16 protein-coding genes are annotated in these 15,591 nt (G+C 63.3%); 6 read left to right on the top strand and 10 right to left on the bottom strand.

Going from position 1 to position 15,591, the window contains the following annotated elements; all coding sequences use genetic code 11:
- Positions 1-118 precede the first annotated feature (118 nt).
- From ABWY06_RS02800 to ABWY06_RS02770, 7 genes are all read right to left on the bottom strand, one after another.
- Positions 119-334, bottom strand: a complete 216-nt coding sequence (locus ABWY06_RS02800; protein WP_353924042.1) for a DUF1127 domain-containing protein — start codon at positions 332-334, stop codon at positions 119-121.
- Between the two features lie 526 nt (positions 335-860).
- On the bottom strand, positions 861-1,961 hold the full coding sequence (locus ABWY06_RS02795) for a polyamine ABC transporter substrate-binding protein (protein ID WP_353924041.1): 1,101 nt from the start codon (positions 1,959-1,961) through the stop codon (positions 861-863).
- Between the two features lie 27 nt (positions 1,962-1,988).
- A complete protein-coding gene (locus ABWY06_RS02790; RefSeq protein WP_353924040.1) occupies positions 1,989-3,017 on the bottom strand; it encodes a histone deacetylase family protein in 1,029 nt (342 codons plus the stop codon).
- Positions 3,018-3,134: 117 nt separating this feature from the next.
- Positions 3,135-4,127 carry an AraC family transcriptional regulator gene (locus ABWY06_RS02785; protein ID WP_353924039.1) on the bottom strand — a complete coding sequence of 331 codons (993 nt, stop codon included), beginning with the start codon at positions 4,125-4,127 and terminating at the stop codon, positions 3,135-3,137.
- 77 nt (positions 4,128-4,204) lie between these two features.
- Positions 4,205-4,888: a GNAT family N-acetyltransferase gene (locus ABWY06_RS02780; RefSeq protein ID WP_353924038.1), complete on the bottom strand. Its 684-nt coding sequence runs from the start codon at positions 4,886-4,888 to the stop codon at positions 4,205-4,207.
- A gap of 97 nt (positions 4,889-4,985) precedes the next feature.
- Entirely contained in the window at positions 4,986-5,435 is a 450-nt protein-coding gene (locus ABWY06_RS02775) for a GNAT family N-acetyltransferase (protein ID WP_353924037.1), read from the bottom strand.
- Between the two features lie 49 nt (positions 5,436-5,484).
- Positions 5,485-6,120: an FMN-binding negative transcriptional regulator gene (locus tag ABWY06_RS02770; protein ID WP_353924036.1), complete on the bottom strand. Its 636-nt coding sequence runs from the start codon at positions 6,118-6,120 to the stop codon at positions 5,485-5,487.
- Positions 6,121-6,239: 119 nt separating this feature from the next.
- Here ABWY06_RS02770 and pdxR point away from each other — a divergent pair, with 119 nt between their 5' ends.
- The 6 genes from pdxR to ABWY06_RS02740 all read left to right on the top strand — a co-directional run bounded on the left by pdxR (position 6,240) and on the right by ABWY06_RS02740 (position 11,336).
- Entirely contained in the window at positions 6,240-7,706 is a 1,467-nt protein-coding gene (pdxR, locus tag ABWY06_RS02765; protein ID WP_353924035.1) for a MocR-like pyridoxine biosynthesis transcription factor PdxR, read from the top strand.
- A gap of 145 nt (positions 7,707-7,851) precedes the next feature.
- Complete coding sequence (locus ABWY06_RS02760) at positions 7,852-8,769, top strand: ADP-ribosylglycohydrolase family protein (RefSeq protein ID WP_353924034.1); 918 nt, start codon at positions 7,852-7,854, stop codon at positions 8,767-8,769.
- A gap of 40 nt (positions 8,770-8,809) precedes the next feature.
- Positions 8,810-9,538 carry a DUF2314 domain-containing protein gene (locus ABWY06_RS02755; protein WP_353924033.1) on the top strand — a complete coding sequence of 243 codons (729 nt, stop codon included), beginning with the start codon at positions 8,810-8,812 and terminating at the stop codon, positions 9,536-9,538.
- A gap of 42 nt (positions 9,539-9,580) precedes the next feature.
- Positions 9,581-10,123 (top strand): hypothetical protein, encoded by a 543-nt coding sequence (locus ABWY06_RS02750; protein WP_353924032.1) that lies wholly within the window; start codon positions 9,581-9,583, stop codon positions 10,121-10,123.
- 54 nt (positions 10,124-10,177) lie between these two features.
- A complete protein-coding gene (locus ABWY06_RS02745) occupies positions 10,178-10,804 on the top strand; it encodes an SMI1/KNR4 family protein (RefSeq protein WP_353924031.1) in 627 nt (208 codons plus the stop codon).
- 94 nt (positions 10,805-10,898) lie between these two features.
- The gene (locus ABWY06_RS02740) at positions 10,899-11,336 is read left to right on the top strand and encodes a hypothetical protein (protein WP_353924030.1); all 438 of its coding nucleotides are present in this window, start codon (positions 10,899-10,901) and stop codon (positions 11,334-11,336) included.
- Between the two features lie 318 nt (positions 11,337-11,654).
- Here the strand turns inward: ABWY06_RS02740 and ABWY06_RS02735 are convergent, their stop codons facing one another.
- From ABWY06_RS02735 to ABWY06_RS02725, 3 genes are all read right to left on the bottom strand, one after another.
- Positions 11,655-12,413, bottom strand: a complete 759-nt coding sequence (locus ABWY06_RS02735; protein ID WP_353924029.1) for a substrate-binding periplasmic protein — start codon at positions 12,411-12,413, stop codon at positions 11,655-11,657.
- 86 nt (positions 12,414-12,499) lie between these two features.
- Positions 12,500-13,945, bottom strand: coding sequence for an alanine/glycine:cation symporter family protein (locus ABWY06_RS02730; protein WP_353924028.1), 1,446 nt, complete (start codon positions 13,943-13,945; stop codon positions 12,500-12,502).
- Positions 13,946-14,346: 401 nt separating this feature from the next.
- The coding region (locus ABWY06_RS02725; RefSeq protein ID WP_353924027.1) for an aspartate ammonia-lyase at positions 14,347-15,591 on the bottom strand (1,245 nt) is incomplete at its 5' end.

Here is a 15,591-nt window from a genome sequence, read left to right as displayed (position 1 = left end):
GTGGGGGTAGGGCGGGGCACCGGCTGAAGGACGGCTGACAGCCATAAAAAAGGGGAGCCCAAGGCTCCCCATTTTTTTGCCGGTGCAGCCTGATCACGGCGACCGGCGTACCGGCGAATCAGTGCCAGAACGGCTTGCTGACTTCGGCTTCGCGTTCGGCGAGGGTGATGCCGGCATCGGCCAGCAAGCGCTCGTCCAGACGGGCCAATTGATAGCGGCTGACGGCACGGCGCTGCCACATCAGCAGGGTGGAAAGAATCCGCACGGGCCGGCTGTTGCCGACGGTGGAAGAGCGGTCTTCGAAAATCAGGTCGGAACTGAGGGTACGTTCCATGATGGTGCTTCCTTCCGCTTATGGCGGGTTGAGAGTGTGTTCGTTCTGTGTGTCTCTGGGGTCTATTTTCCTGACTAATCGGTCGAGTTTGTAGGCACAGCTGCAGTGAATTGCCGGGTAATTAGTTAGCTGGCTTTGTAACTGTTGTGCTTTTATATGGGCAGCTGTACCGGTCCCCCGTGGAATCTCAGGCGATTGTACTTTAGGCAGGAGTTTCCGCTGTCGTAAGAGGCTGAAGCAGCATTTCCCTTGCGGTACAGCTGTTCGACTGTGGGTAATACGCTTATCTGTTTTTGTGCTTATGGGGTTGCCCAGGTTTCTCTTCGCGCCAGTCGATGGAGGTCTGGGCGAATCTTCTGTACGGGCCGTCGTCCATACTGCGTCATAACTGCACAGGCGGGTATTCAGCCCCAGCGGCGGGCTGTCGCTGGACGGCGCGCCGCGACCGCCCTACAGGCTTGTTACACCCCTGCGTGCCCGCGCAGGCGGGGCGACGGCGCCTTGCCCAGCGCGCTCGGGCCTTGGCTCAGGAGCCGGTCTTGATCCGGCTCCAGGCGCGGGTGCGGGCGCGCTCCGCGGCGCGCGGCAGGGGCTTGAGGGTATAGAGCGTTTTCAGCGCGGCGGCGGTGGGGTAGAGGTTAGGGTTGTTGCGGATCGCCTCGGCCACCAGCGGCGTGGCGTCCTGGTTGGGGTTGGGATAGCCGACAAAATCGCTGATCGGCGCGATCACCGCGGGCTGCAGCAGGAAGTCGATAAAGGCATGGGCCTCCTCGACATTCTTCGCGTCCTTGGGGATGGCCATCATGTCGAACCAGATCGGCGCGCCTTCCTTGGGCAGGCGCATGTCCACGGTCACCCCGTTGTTGGCCTGCCTGGCGTTGTTGGCCGCCTGGGAAAAACTCCCGGAGTAGCCCACGGCCACGCAGATGTCGCCATTGGCGATATCGGCCATGTACTTGGAGGAATGGAAGTAGGTGATATAGGGGCGGATTTTCAGCATCAGCGCCTCGGCCTTGGCATAGTCTTCCGGCTCAGGGCTGCTGGGCGGCAGGCCCAATTGCTGCAGCGCCACCGGCAGGATCTCCGACGGCGAGTCGAGCAGGGCCACGCCGCACTGCTTGAGCTTGCTGATGTTCTCTTCCTTGAAGATCAGGTCCCAGCTGTCCACGGGGGCGTCCTCGCCCAAGGCGGCTGTGACCTTGGCCGGGTTGAAGCCGATCAGCACGGTGCCGTACATATAGGGCACGGCGTGCTGGTTACCCGGGTCGTTGGCCTCGATCAGCTTCATCAGCTGCGGGTCGAGGTGCCGCCAGTTGGGCAGTTTGCTGCGGTCGAGGGTCTGGAACACCCCGGCCTCGATCTGCTTGCCCAGAAAGACATTGGACGGCACCACCAGGTCGTAGCCCGAATTGCCCGTCAGCAGCTTGGCTTCCAGGGCCTCGTTGGTGTCGAAGATGTCGTAGGTCAGCTTGATCTGGCTGTCGCGCTTGAACTGCTCGAGGGTCTGCGGGGTGATGTAGTCGAACCAGTTGTAGACCTTGAGCTCGCGCTCGTCGGCCTGGGCGACGGATCCGAGCAGGCCTAGGCCGCAGCAGGCGAAGCCCAGCAGGTGGTGGAGTCTGTTCATCTTGTTCTCTCCTGGAAGTGTGGGGCCTCAGATGCCCTGGAAGCCTTCGAGTACGTTCACCGCGTTGATACCGATCTGCGCCACCGCGTAGCCGCCTTCCATGACGAACAGCGTGGGTGTGCCCAGGCGGGCGATACGTTCCCCCATGCGCAGGTAGTCCGGGCTGTCGAGCTTGAAACGGGAAATCGGATCGTCCTTGTAGGTGTCGACCCCCAACGACACCACTATGACCTCGGCGCCATAGGCGGCGATGCGCTGGCAGGCGGTTTCCAGCGCCGCGCTCCAGGCGTCCCAGGCACTGCCCGCGGGCAATGGCAGGTTGAGGTTGTAACCCTGGCCCGGCCCTTCTCCGGTTTCGTCGGCATAGCCGAGAAAATAGGGGTACTCGGCGCGCGGATCGCCGTGCAGCGAGGTCACCAGCACGTCGTCGCGGGCGTAGAAAATCGCCTGGGTACCGTTGCCGTGGTGGTAGTCGACGTCGAGGATCGCCACCCGCTTGGCCCCCTGGTCCAGGCAAGCCTGGGCGCTGATGGCGGCATTGTTCAGGTAGCAATAGCCGCCCATGACATCGGCCCCGGCATGGTGGCCCGGCGGACGGCAGAGGGCGAACGCCGCCGAGGCGCCCTGGGCGAGCTGTTGTTGCGCACTCAGGGCGACCTGGGCGGCGCTGTACACCGCCTGCCAGGTACCGGCGGTGATTGGCGCGAAACTGTCGAAGCTGTAGTAGCCGTGGGCGCCGAGCAAATCCTCCGGACAGATGCCGCGCAGGCCACGGGCCGGCCAGACGCTGGGCAACAGGTCGGCACGGTTGCCCTGGGCCGCCCAGCGCGACCAGGCGTTGGCGATAAAGTCCAGGTAGGGCTCGGGGTGGATACGCAGCAGCGCCGAGCGGCCAAAGTCCAGCGGCGCGCGGACCTCGCCCAAGGCCCGCTCGCGCACCCGCTGCAGCACATGGTCGGCACGGGCCGGCATCTCGAAGCAGGGCTGCAGTTCGCCCTTGAGCAGTTCGCCGCGGGCGTGGTGCAGGCGGTGGTCGTCGCTGTAGAAGATGAGCATGCCGGTGGACCTCGAACGGTGGGCCTGTCGCTATTGTTGGCAGGCCGCCTGGGCGCGAGCTACGGCCAGGGTGGCCAGGAGGGGATAGATATGGCCAATTTTTTCGGCCATGGCCCTTCAGTGACGAAAGCGACTGGGCGACAGGCCGCTCCAGCGGCGGAAGGCATGGCGAAAACTGGCGGTTTCGCTGTAGCCCAGCAGCTCGGCGATACGCTGGATCGGCAAGCGTTGCTCCAGCAGTTGGCGGGCCCGGTCGAAGCGCAGTTCGTCGAGCAGTTTCTGATAACTGCTGCCGGCGCTGCCCAGGTGCCGGCGCAGGCTGCGCGCCGAGCAGTTGAGCTGGCGCGCCAACGCCTCCAGCCCCGGTGGCGCGCTCAGCTGGGCGGCGAGTAACTGCCGGCAGCGGGTAATCAGCGCCTGTTGCTGGACGAACTCGCGGTTGAGCTGCTGGCAGCGCTCGCGCATGTCGCGGTGGGTGACCGGGTCGGCCAGGGGCAGGCGGCGGTCAAGCCAGCCGGCCGGAAATCCAAAGGCGTTCTCACCCGCGTCGAAACGCGGCTGGCAGGCGAAGCGGCTTGGGTAGTCGGCCCGGTAGCCCGGCGCCCCGTGACGAAAGTGCGCAGCGCCCAGCGGCAGGGGTTCGCCCAGCAGGTCGTCGCAGACCTGTTTTAGCGAACTCAGGCAGAACTCGACGTTGAAAGTCTCCAGCTCGGCGCGGTCGCGGTAGCCCTCGGCCCGCAACCAGGCCCACTGGCTGTCGCGGTGCAGGCTCAGCTGAAAATAGGTACCCAGCAGCGCGGGAAACTCCAGTGCCACCTGCAGCGCCTCGCCCAGGGTGGCGCTGGACAGCAGGGTGTAGCCGAGCAGCCCGTAGGACGACACATGCATGCGCGGTCCCAGCAGCAAACCGAGCGCCGGGCAGCGTGCGCAGGCGGTGGCGAACACGGCCATTTCCTGGGTCGTGGTGATGCGGATCTCGCGGTGCTGCAGGTCCGCCAGCTGGATGCCACTGCCGGCCAGCAAGACCCGCGCATCGTCCTCGCGGTCGTTACCCAGCAGCTGCAGGATCAGGGCGACGGAGTGCAGGGTGGTCAGGCGCGCGTGCAGCATGGCATCACAGGCAGGATGGGTGGCCGGACCCCCAGCATCGCCGCAAGGCCGTCGGCCTGTCCAGCCAGCGACGCTGCTTATGCGGTGGTAGAGCCGCGCAGCGCCTCCAGGGTACGGACCTGCTGGCCTTGGGCGTCGAAGTTGTCCAGCGCCAGCCAACGCTCGAAGCCGCGGGCAATCGCCGGCCATTCGCCGTCGAGGATGGCGTACCAGGCGGTGTCGCGGTTGCGGCCCTTGATCACTAGGTGCTGGCGGAACAGCCCCTCGTAGGAAAAGCCGAAACGCTCGGCCGCCCGTTTGGAGCGCGCGTTCTGGTTGTTGCATTTCCACTCCAGGCGCCGGTAACCCAGTTCGAACGCGTGCCGGGCCAGCAGGTAGATCACCTCGGTGGCCCCGGCGGTGCGCTGCATGGCGCGCCCATAACAGATATGGCCGATCTCGATGCTGCCATGGGCCGGCACTATGTTCAGGTAGCTGAGCAGGCCCAGTGCCTGGCCGCCGGCCTGTTCGACCACCGCGTAGAAACGTGGCGTGACGGCCAGGCCATCGAGCCAGGCGTCGAACCCGGCGCGTTCGGTGAAGGGACCGTACGGCAGGTAGTCCCACAGCGTGGGATCGGACTCGGGACCTTGCAGCGCCTGCCACAGGTCGTCGCCGTGGCGCGCAGGGTCCAGGGGTTCCAGGCGTATCAGCCGGCCGGACAGGGGCTCGGCCCCGGGCGGCTGTGCCGGTTGCCAGTCTTGCAGGGTTTCGGTCGTCATGGGCACGCGCTCCAGTAGGGGGTCGATCGGCAGGCGGGGTTGCCAGGACTCGGCCAAATGCCGGGTCCTGGCGATACAGGCGGTGGCCAGCGGTCGGTCAGGAAAGGGTCTGACGGTACTGCACAAAGCCAGAGCGTTGGGCGATACGGTCATAGAGTTGCATGGCGGTGGTATTGGTCTCATGGGTCAACCAATGCACCCGGGTGCCGCCCGCGGCCTGGACCTGGGCATAGACGTGCTCGATCAGCAAGCGGCCGACCCCACCGCCGCGTTGGCGCTGATCGACAAACAGGTCCTGCAGGTAGCAACTGTTCTCGATCGACCAGTTGGAGCGGTGATAGATCCAATGCACCAGGCCAACGGCCTGGTCGTCCTGCCAGGCAAGGGCGGCATGGGTGGGCTCGCCCGGGTCGAGAAAACGCTGCCAGGTCATGGCGTGCACCTGCTTATCCAGCGCGGTTTCATAAAACGCCAGGTACGCCTGCCACAGGGGCAGCCAGGCGGCATGGTCGTTGGCCGTGACGGGGCGGATCTGGATGGTGGGCATGGCGGTTTTCCTTGTGAAGTCAGGTTCGGATAAAGGGGGGAACGGGGCATCAGCGCGACAGCGCGGCCATCGCCTGCGCCACGGCCTGTTCGTTCGGGGCCGGGCTGCTGGCCAGGTGCTGCTGCACGCCGTGGAAATTGGCTGCGTCGTGGTTTTGGCTGAGTTTCCAGGCGCCCTCCAGGCGTTCGATCGGCAGGCTGAAGCCGACAATGGCGCGCAGCATGCCGGCCAGGTAGTCGGCCGGCGCGTCGTCCAGGGACCAAGGCTGCGCCCGGTCCTGTTCGTGGTGACGAGTGAGGCTGGCAAGCAGGGCGCGCAAGCGTTCAGGGTCGTCATACAGCTCGGCGTGGCCATGGGCATGCACCGTGACATAGTTCCAGGTCGGTACGGCGCGATGATCCACCGCCTTGCTGGGGTAAAACGAGGGACTGACATAGGCCTGCGGACCCTGAAATACCAGCAGCACCGGAGCGCCGGCGGCAAGGGACCGCCACTGGGGGTTGGCCCGGGCGAAGTGGCCGTGCAGGGTGCCGCGTTCGCCCTGTTGGCGCTTCAGCAGCAGCGGCAGATGACTGGCGTGCAGGCCCTGCTCATCGTGGCTGACCAGCGTCGCGAGCGGGGTCCGCTCGATCTGCGCGTGCAGCGTGGCGAGGTCGTCGATACGAAAGGCGGCGGGGACGTGCATGGCGGTTCTCCTGGCGATAAGGCCATCCTAGAAGGGCAATTGGTCCTTTGTAAGATCCATTAATAGTAATTTTTAGGGAGCCAATTTAGGCTAAGGGTTTTGCGCCTCGGTCCATCGCCATGTCCAGTCCCGTCCTGCCGCTCGATCCTGCCGGTATCCAGTTGGACCCGCGCCAGGGCTTGGCCCGCCAGCTGTACCAGGCCCTGCGCGAGCGCATCCTCGATGGCCGCCTGAGTAGCCGGCTGCGCCTGCCGGCCAGTCGTGACCTGGCCCATGCCCTGGGGGTGTCGCGCAATACCGTGGTGCGCGCCTATGACCAACTGTACGCCGAGGGTTATATCGAGGGCCGGACCGGGGATGGCACCTACGTGGCCGCGCGGACCACGGCCGCGGCCGTGCAGAGCCCGCTGGTCGCCAGCTGTGCGCTGCCCTCGCAGTTGTCGCAGCGCTTGCAGGCCCATCATCTGAGCGAACGCCCGGACGGCCCGCCACGGGCGTTTCGTGTCGGTGTGCCGGCGTTCGACCTGTTCCCCTTCGCAACCTGGGCGCGCCTGCAGGCCAATTTCTGGCGCAACCCGCCGTTGGCACGCCTGGGTTATGCCGAGGCGGCCGGCGATCCGCAGCTGCGCGAACTGATCGCCGCCTACCTGCGCAACAGCCGCGGGCTGGTGTGCGACCCCGGGCAGATCATCGTTACCAGCGGCGCGCAGCAGGCCATCAGCCTGTGCGCCCAATTACTGGTGGAGGTTGGCGACCCGGTGGCGGTTGAAAACCCGGGGTACCGCGCCGCCGGGCTGGCGTTCGCCGTGGCGGGGGCGCGGCTGCAGGGCATCGCGGTGGACCGCGACGGACTGGATACCGCGCAGCTGGCGGCGCTGAAAGGCTGCCGGTTGGCCTATGTGACGCCCTCGCACCAGTACCCCACCGGCATCACCCTGTCCCTGGCCCGGCGCCTGGAATTGCTGGAATGGGCCGAGCGCGAGCAGGCCTGGATAGTCGAGGATGATTACGACGGCGAGTACCGCTACAGCGGCACGCCGCTGGCGCCCTTGGCCGCGCTGGATCGCGCCGGTCGCGTGCTCTATGTCGGGACCTTTTCCAAGATCGCCTTTCCCGGCTTGCGCCTGGGATACCTGGTGGTGCCGCCTCCGCTGGCCCAGGCCTTTGCCCGTTTGCGCGGCGTGGCGGTGCGTCACTCCGAGAGCGGAACCCAGGCGGTGATGGCCGAGTTTATCGCCGCTGGGCATTTCCAGCGACATATCCGCCGCATGCGCCGTGCGGCGCGTTCGAGGCGCGACGCGCTGCTGCGGGGTTGGCCGCTGGACCTCGCCGGTTGCCAGGCCATGCCCGCCGTGGAGGCCGGCTTGCATGTCAGCGTGCGGGTCGAGGGCCTGGCCCGCGAGCGCGAGTTGATTGCCCGGGCCGCGGCGGTGGGGGTGGAGATCAACCCGCTGAGCGATTACTGGCTGGCGGACTCCTCGGAAGCGCCGGAGCGCCGCGCGGGCTTGGTCCTGGGCTTCGCCGGCGTCGACGAAGTCCAGATCGCCCAGGCCCTGCGTGCCCTGCGCAAGGCCTGGGCGGATTGAACACAACCGAAGTGGCGGCGTATGGGTTGTTTTTTAGCGGGGCTGTTAGCCGGGTCAAACTCCCGTCTCAAGTCCTTTATGACTCCCTCGACCGACCCGGTGTCCTCCTGTATATATCGCCGCAACCTGTCTCGAGGCTCCATTTATGAACCCTTCGCTGTCAGAGCGGTATCGAGGAAGTCTTCTGGGACTGGCTTGCGGCGATGCTGTAGGCACAACTGTCGAGTTTAGCCCTCGAGGTTCATTTGCTCCGCTGACGACCATGATCGGAGGGGGCCCCTTCGGCTTGGTTGCAGGTCAATGGACCGATGATACCTCCATGGCCTTGTGCCTCGCTGAAAGCCTGCTGAGTAAAAGGGGGTTCAACGCAGCAGATCAAATGGGCCGCTATTTGAACTGGTGGCAGTGGGGTTACTTAAGCTCAACCGGTGAGTGCTTTGATATCGGAATAACCGTGCGGCAAGCGCTGCAGAGTTATCAGGTCACTGGTAATGCCTTTTCTGGGTCGACTGACCCACAGAGCGCTGGAAACGGCTCCCTGATGCGGCTTGCGCCTGTCGCGCTGTTTTATTACCCGAATATTGACCAGGTCTTGACTGCTTGCGCCGACAGCTCACGCACGACCCACGGCGCACCCGAAGCTATCCAATGCTGCATGCTGCTTGGTTTGTTGATCGCCAAGGCGCTGGCTGGAGCGTCCAAGTCTGCGCTCCGGCATTTTGAAGGCCACGGCATCGATGAACCGGCAGTCGCTCTGATCGCGCAAGGCGCCTATATCGGAAAAGCTCGGGCCGAAATCAGCGGGTCGGGCTATTCAGTTGCCTCGTTAGAGGCGGCACTATGGTGCTTTCACCGAACCGCCACGTTTGAATCCGCTGTGCTGGAAGCCGCCAATCTCGGCGACGATGCCGACACCACGGCAGCGATTGTTGGGCAATTGGCCGGCGCCTATTATGGCGTCAACGCCATCCCGGCGCATTGGCTGGAGCAATTGCATATGCGCGATGATATCGACGCTGTTGCAAACGCCTTGCTCTGTGCATCAATGGCTTGCAAGGACTGAACAAGGCCTTTTTCAGCGTTAATCCTTAGGCAGTATAAAGATGCGTTATGGGTGGTTCATCGGTTACTTCCTCGCCGCACCCACCGGTCTCTGCATTGCCATGGAGACTATGCCGCAGGTTGCACGCGTGGCCGCGTTTGTCGGTAGCGCGTTAGGGGCAACCTCGTCTGATTCGGGCATTGGCATACTCCGCCCAATCGCGACTCCCGCTCAGGGAACCCTGTCAGTGCAACCAACGATAAGGGCCTGCGATAGTCAATCGGGGAGCAAACAACTGGGAGTAAAAATGGGGCCCATTTTCAGCACTATTGAAAAAAATGATCAAGAAATAGAACAGGCCCATCGCCAATGCGCGGAGACCATTTTCGATTTTGTACGCCTGGTGGAAGACGAACGCGAGTCGTCCATTTACATGGCCAAGCTGCGATTTAGGGACCCTGATCGTTCCCAGCAGGAAGGCCAGGATAGTTTCTTTTATCTGTGGCTGTCCGAGGTGCGCTATCACCCCCAGGAAAAACTGCTCTCCGGTGTGTTTTTCGAAGTGCCCGAGGGCTTTGAAAAATGGCATCCCGTGGGCAGTCGCTTGGGTTTTGACCCAGAGGATGTGTTCGACTGGATGGTGATAGACAACGGCCATGCACAAGGCGGCTTTACGGTCCGCCTGACACGAGCGCGCCTGGGCAGCGACAGTGAACGAGCGGAATACGACAATTATATCGGCATCCAATCCTACGAGCCGATACGTGCCAACGGGACGCAAAAAAATTAAGGCTATTCGGGCTGTACAACAGGGCTGGTGCCGGCGGCTTTTATGAACAGGCGAAAGACGCGCATCTCGCTGTTCGAATTCCTGCAGTGCGGAAACTTCGGTGCCTTTGTGCCCCGGCGCAATTGCTCTCCTGACGCGCTGATATCGATTCTGGGAAAACCGGATGAAATTGAAGTCTGCGCCATGGGGAAGGCTGGGGAACGCTACGTAGTGGGTGACGCCAGCTGTTTTCCATTGATCCTCAGCTACGGCTTAATCGAGTTCCATTTCGATTCGCCGACAACGCTCTATACGCTGTTCTCAGACAGGTTTCACTCCGGCTTGCCGGTTGGCGGTTCACTGAAGCTGATTGATACCGCCTTGCTCCGCTATAACAGAACGCTGGACGACTTTCTGGAATTGGCCAGGGCGCGCGGGCTGTCCATCCAGTCGATTACGCCCGTGGCATCGCCCTACGCGCTGGAGGTCAGAACCGCGGCCGGTACCCGGCTGCACTTTGAACATGACGATCCCGACCAAGAGGGTTCACAAGCAACATTGCGGGCGTTTTACTGGGCGCATGATTTTAATGCGCCTACTCAGTGAGTTGCGACAGCGCTATAAAGGCTGGTTAATAGACACCATGGAAAGGATCGAGAGATGAGCACTGAGCTGTCCGACACGCCATGGCCGCCAGCCGGTTGTCCACCGCTGGCCTGGCCCGAATTGCCGAACCCGGAAACACGATTGGCCTGGTACCGCGCGGTTATCGATGCCTATGGGCTGCTGTGGGAAGGGCATGTGAGTGCGCCGAAGCTGGCGCCGGTGGACGAAGCCAGCCTGGCTGCGCTTGAGGCCAGGCTGGGTTGTGCACTGCCGCCGGCCTTGCGCTGTTATCACAGCGAGCTTGGCGTGTTATCCCTTGGCGAACGGCTGTGCAGTGTCCAGCCGGGGGATATCTGCATCCAGCCCTTGTCCGAAGCCTTTCCCGGCATCGTCGATATCGCCACCAGCGAAACGGAGCTTGAGCTGGCCGCGGAGATGATTGCCTTTGGCGATTACCTGGGCAACGGCAATATGTTCTGCTTTCACCGGGTCAGCGGCGAAGTCTTTTATTTCGACCATGATCAGGCACCCCTGCTATGCCGCTTCTTCACGTCGCCAGAAACCTATCTGGACGCGTTGATGCTGCGCACCCTGGCCGAGGTCCACGAAGACGACGAAGGTGGTATCGCGCTGCTGGAGGCGCGTTTTGGCCGGGACCTGGTGACCAAGTGGCTGTTTTGATGAGGGCATTGCTTGATCCGGGGGCCCATCACCGGATGGGTACGCGGAGCGCCCATGTGATGTGTTCGAGTGCTGTTCGTGGGGGGCAGCCAGCTTGAAATTCGAGCTTGGAAACCCGGAACACGGCTGGGTGGGCGTCAAGCTTGAACTGGCGGACACGTGCCTCAAGTTTTTTGCCTCGGATGTGCCGAATGACCCGATCGAGGGCCTGATCGACGCCATTCGCACCGTCGCGGCGGGGCGCGAGGTGAGCCTGTGGTGGCATCTGGAGCCTGACGGTTGGTACTTCGAGTTCACCCCAACCCCTCAGGGCGTCAGGCTACAGGCGCTGTATGCAGAGAACTCGGACCGCGCCGCTGCCGAGCTTCGCGGGGAGTATCGTGGGAGCCTTGACGCAGTTCTACTGCCGCTGTGGCGTGGGCTGCGGCGGTTCGAAACCTATGCTCCTGCAGCACCACATTGGCCAGTGTTAAGGCCGGGTGCAGTTGCTTCGCTACGAGCAGTTATCGAGCAGGCCGCGGCGAAAAACTAAGGGGAGACGAGGCTGCGTTGCAGGCCGACGCCCCTGGTGGGGCGTGGCTTGAGCTGAGCAGCTCAGGTCCAGAGCATTTTCACCCAGGTGCGCCGTCGTTTTGGCGGTTTACCCCGTGCGGCAGGTGCAGTCTGGCTGGCCAGAAAGGCTAGCCCAGGCGGCCCCCCGCCCGACGAAAAGCGCTACGCACAAGCCTGCGGTTTATGCGGGGAGCTGTTGTAGGGCGGGTGAAACCCGCGAGCGTTTGCTGGTTGCAGCAGTGGCCCTGGGTGGAGTGGTAAGAAAGACACCGTCAACCGAGGCTGACGGTGTAGGCATTCAGCACAGCTCGGGGTTTTTGGCGCAGCTGCCATAACCTTCGGCGGTCATCTCATCCAGGGCTTTCTGCAAGCGCTCGACCACCTCGTCCGGGGTGTCCTTGTTCAGCGCCAAGTAGAGTTTCGAGGTGTGGAAACTCAGCACCGTTTCCAGGCCGGTCACCCCTTCCTGTTTAGCGTAGTAACGCCACACCGGATCGGAAGTGGCCCACAGGTCGATCTTGCCGGTGACCAGCTTGCGGATGTTCTCCTGGTCGCGCAGGGAGTTGATCGGCGTCAGGCCGGCCCCTTCGATGCGCTGACTGACCGCGCTGCTCTTGTAGGCGCCAACCTTGTAGTCCTTGGCCTGCTCCAGGCTGCTGATGGCGAAGCTCTTGCCCGGCGCCGCGAGCAGCACGCTCTCGTACTGGGCAATCGGACCGACCCACTTGAACATCGGCTTGCGTTCGTCGGTCAGCGAGGTGGAAAACAGGCCGTGGTTGGGCTGCTCCAGGGTCTGTTTGTAAATGCGGTCCCAGGGGAAGCGCAGGGTCATGTTGTAGGGGATGCCGGCACGTTTGAACATCTCGCGCACGGTGGTGGTACTGATGCCCTGGATATTCTCTTCGCGGGCGAAGTTCTTGTCGTCCTTGGCCATGTTGAAGGGGGGGAAGTTCTCGGTCTGCAACACGACCTGATAATTCTCCGGCAGTTCGGCCTGGGCCGTGGCTGCTCCAAAAACCAGACCGACCAGCAAGGTGGCGCTAAGCAATTTCCGCATACTGACCGCTCCTTAAAACGCTGATGACTATTGGCTGTCAGACAATGATAGCGGCAAGGAGCCAGCCCTTGCCGCTTCATTTTGCCTCAGCGCTGAACGGCAGCGTTGTGCGGCAGGCTGGCGGGTGCGCTGTCGACGCCGCTGCGCACGGGCCAGGCCTGGGGATCGAGGTCCAGATCGGCGAACTGGCGCGGGTCGAAAACCGGGTTGGCGATGCCGGCCTTGACCTGGTTGTCGTAGTCGCGCATCAGGCGCAGGCCGACCTTGAACAGCAGGGCCAGGGCGATCAGGTTGACGAAGGCCAGCAGGGTCATGGTGATGTCGGCGAAGGCAAACACCGTTTCCAGGTTCTGCACCGAACCCCAGTAGATCAGGCCCAGCACCACGACCCGGTAGGTCATCAGGACCGCGCGGTTCTTGCCCCAGAGGAAATGCAGGCTGTTTTCGCCCAGGTAGTAGTTGTACAGAATCGAGGTGAAGACGAACAACGACAGCGCGACGCTGACGAAGACCCGGCCCCATTCACCGACCACCGCGGCCAGGGAGTTCTGGGTCAGGGCGATACCGTCGCCTTCGAAGCCCGGGGTGTAGAAACCCGACAGCAGGATCAGCAGGGCCGTGCAGGTGCAGATGACGAAGGTGTCGAGGAACACGCTGAACGCCTGCACCACACCTTGCTCGATCGGGTGTTTGACCTCAGCCACGGCGGCCACGTTGGGCGCGCTGCCCAGGCCGGCTTCGTTGGCGAATACGCCGCGTTTGACGCCCATCACGATGGCGCTGCCGATCAACCCGCCGAACGCCGGATCCAGGCCAAAGGCGCTTTTGACGATGGTCAGCAACATGGCCGGGACGTGTTCGATCTGCACGATGATCACGAACAGGGTCACGCCGATATAGGCCAGGGTCTTGACCGGCACCAGCAGGTCGGCCACCGCGGCGATGCGCTTGATGCCGCCGAGGAACACCAGGCCCAACAGCACGGCCAGGGCCAGGCCGGTGTACTGGGTGGGCAGGCCAAAGGCATCGTTCAGCGAATGGGTCACGGCGTGGGACTGCAGGCCGTTGAAGGCGAAACCGAAGGTCAGCAGCAGCAGCACCGAGAACAGCATGCCCCAGCCGCGTTTACCCAGGCCGTGCTGGATGTAATAGGCCGGACCGCCGCGGTACAGGCCATTGCCTTCGCTGCGCTTGTACAGCTGGCCCAGCGAGCACTCGAAGAAGCTGCTGGACATGCCGATCAATGCGGTGACCCACATCCAGAATACGGCGCCCGGGCCACCGAGGGTCACGGCAAGGCCGACACCGGCGATATTGCCGGCACCGACACGGCCGGCCAGGCTGAGCATCAGGGCCTGGAAGGAGCTGACCTGGCCGGTCTTCTGGGTGATGGCTTCACGGAAGACGCCGAACATGCGCGGAAAATGCCGCAGCTGGACAAAACGGGAGCGGACGGTGAAGTAACCGCCAAGACCGACGATCAGGACGATCAGCACCTTCCCGGAAAGAAAATTGTTAATGAGTTCAAGCATTTAGTGTTCTCGCTGTAGGGCAGGGCCCGGAAAAGGGAGCCGGGTTTGGACTGCAAGAGGGGTCGCGCCAATTGCGCAGGGCGCGCATCTTGGACAAACCGGCGCAATATCGCCAGCCTCGCCTTTACCGTTTGTCGGCAGAAATGGCGTTGGTTAAGGCTGAACAGGCGTTCTCTAAGCGTGAACGACGGGCGGGGAAAGGCAGTTGCAAGGCAAGGCTGGCATGGGGATCTCCCTGATTCTTGTTGTAGAGGAAGCCGAACCGGCTGGTGCGCCGGCCCGGAGGTCGTGGTCCTTACGACTGCAGCGGGCCGGATCCGATCGGGATCCGCCCGCACCCCGCCTTAGGGCGCGGTTGCTCGGTGTCGGGCGGTGAACGCCCGTTGTCTGTTTCGCTGGGCCTATGCCTTCAAGGGCACCAGGCGCGGCGCGATCATGTTTTCCGGGCGCAGGATGTCGGACAGCATGCTGTCGTCGAGCAGGCCTTCCTCGCGCACCAGCTCCAGTACCCCGCGCCCGCTTTCCAGGGCGATACGCGCGATACGGGTGGCGTTCTCGTAGCCGATATAGGGGTTCAGCGCCGTGATCAGGCCGATGGAGTTTTCCATCAGCTCGCGGCAGCGGGCTTCGTTGGCGGTGATGCCGACGATGCAATGCTCACGCAGCATGTCCATGGCCCGTTGCAGCAGGCGGATCGAGTCGAAGATCTTGTAGGCGATCAGCGGCTCCATCACGTTCAGCTGCAGCTGGCCACCCTCGGCGGCCATGGTCAGGGCCAGGTCGTTGCCGATCACTTCGAACGCCACCTGGTTGACCGCTTCGGGAATCACCGGGTTGACCTTGCCGGGCATGATCGAGCTGCCGGGCTGGCGCGCCGGCAGGTTGATCTCGTTGATCCCGGTGCGTGGGCCGCTGGACAGCAGGCGCAAGTCGTTGCAGATCTTCGACAGCTTGACCGCGGTACGCTTGAGCATGCCGGAGAACAATACGAAGGCGCCCATGTCCGAGGTGGCTTCGATCAGGTCGGCCGCCGGTACCAGCGGATGACCGCTGATGGTCGCCAGACGTTGAACGGCCAAGTGCTGGTAACGCGGGTCGGCGTTGATGCCGGTGCCAATCGCGGTACCGCCCAGGTTCACTTCGGTCAGCAGTTCTGGTGCCAGTGTCTTCAGGCGTGCCAGGTCTTCGCCCAGGGTGGTGGCGAAGGCACGGAATTCTTGACCCAGGGTCATCGGCACGGCGTCTTGCAGCTGGGTACGGCCCATCTTCAGAACGTGGCTGAATTCTTCACCTTTGGCGGCGAACGACTGGATCAGGCTGTCGAGGCTGGCCAGCAGCGCGTCGTGACCCAACAGCAGACCCAGGCGGATCGCCGTCGGGTAAGCGTCGTTGGTCGACTGCGCCATGTTCACGTCGTTGTTCGGGTGCAGGTATTGGTATTCGCCCTTCTGGTGACCCATGGCCTCCAGCGCGATGTTGGCGATGACTTCGTTGGCATTCATGTTGGTCGAAGTGCCAGCGCCGCCTTGAATCATGTCCACCACGAACTCTTCGTGGAAGTCGCCGCGGATCAATCGTGCACAGGCTTCGCTGATGGCAGCGTGCTTGGCTTCGCTCAGGTGACCCAACTCGCGGTTGGCGTCAGC

It is taken from the genome of Pseudomonas sp. (assembly GCF_040514055.1).
Classification (GTDB): domain Bacteria; phylum Pseudomonadota; class Gammaproteobacteria; order Pseudomonadales; family Pseudomonadaceae; genus Aquipseudomonas.
This window is presented reverse-complemented; position numbering and strand designations above follow the sequence as displayed.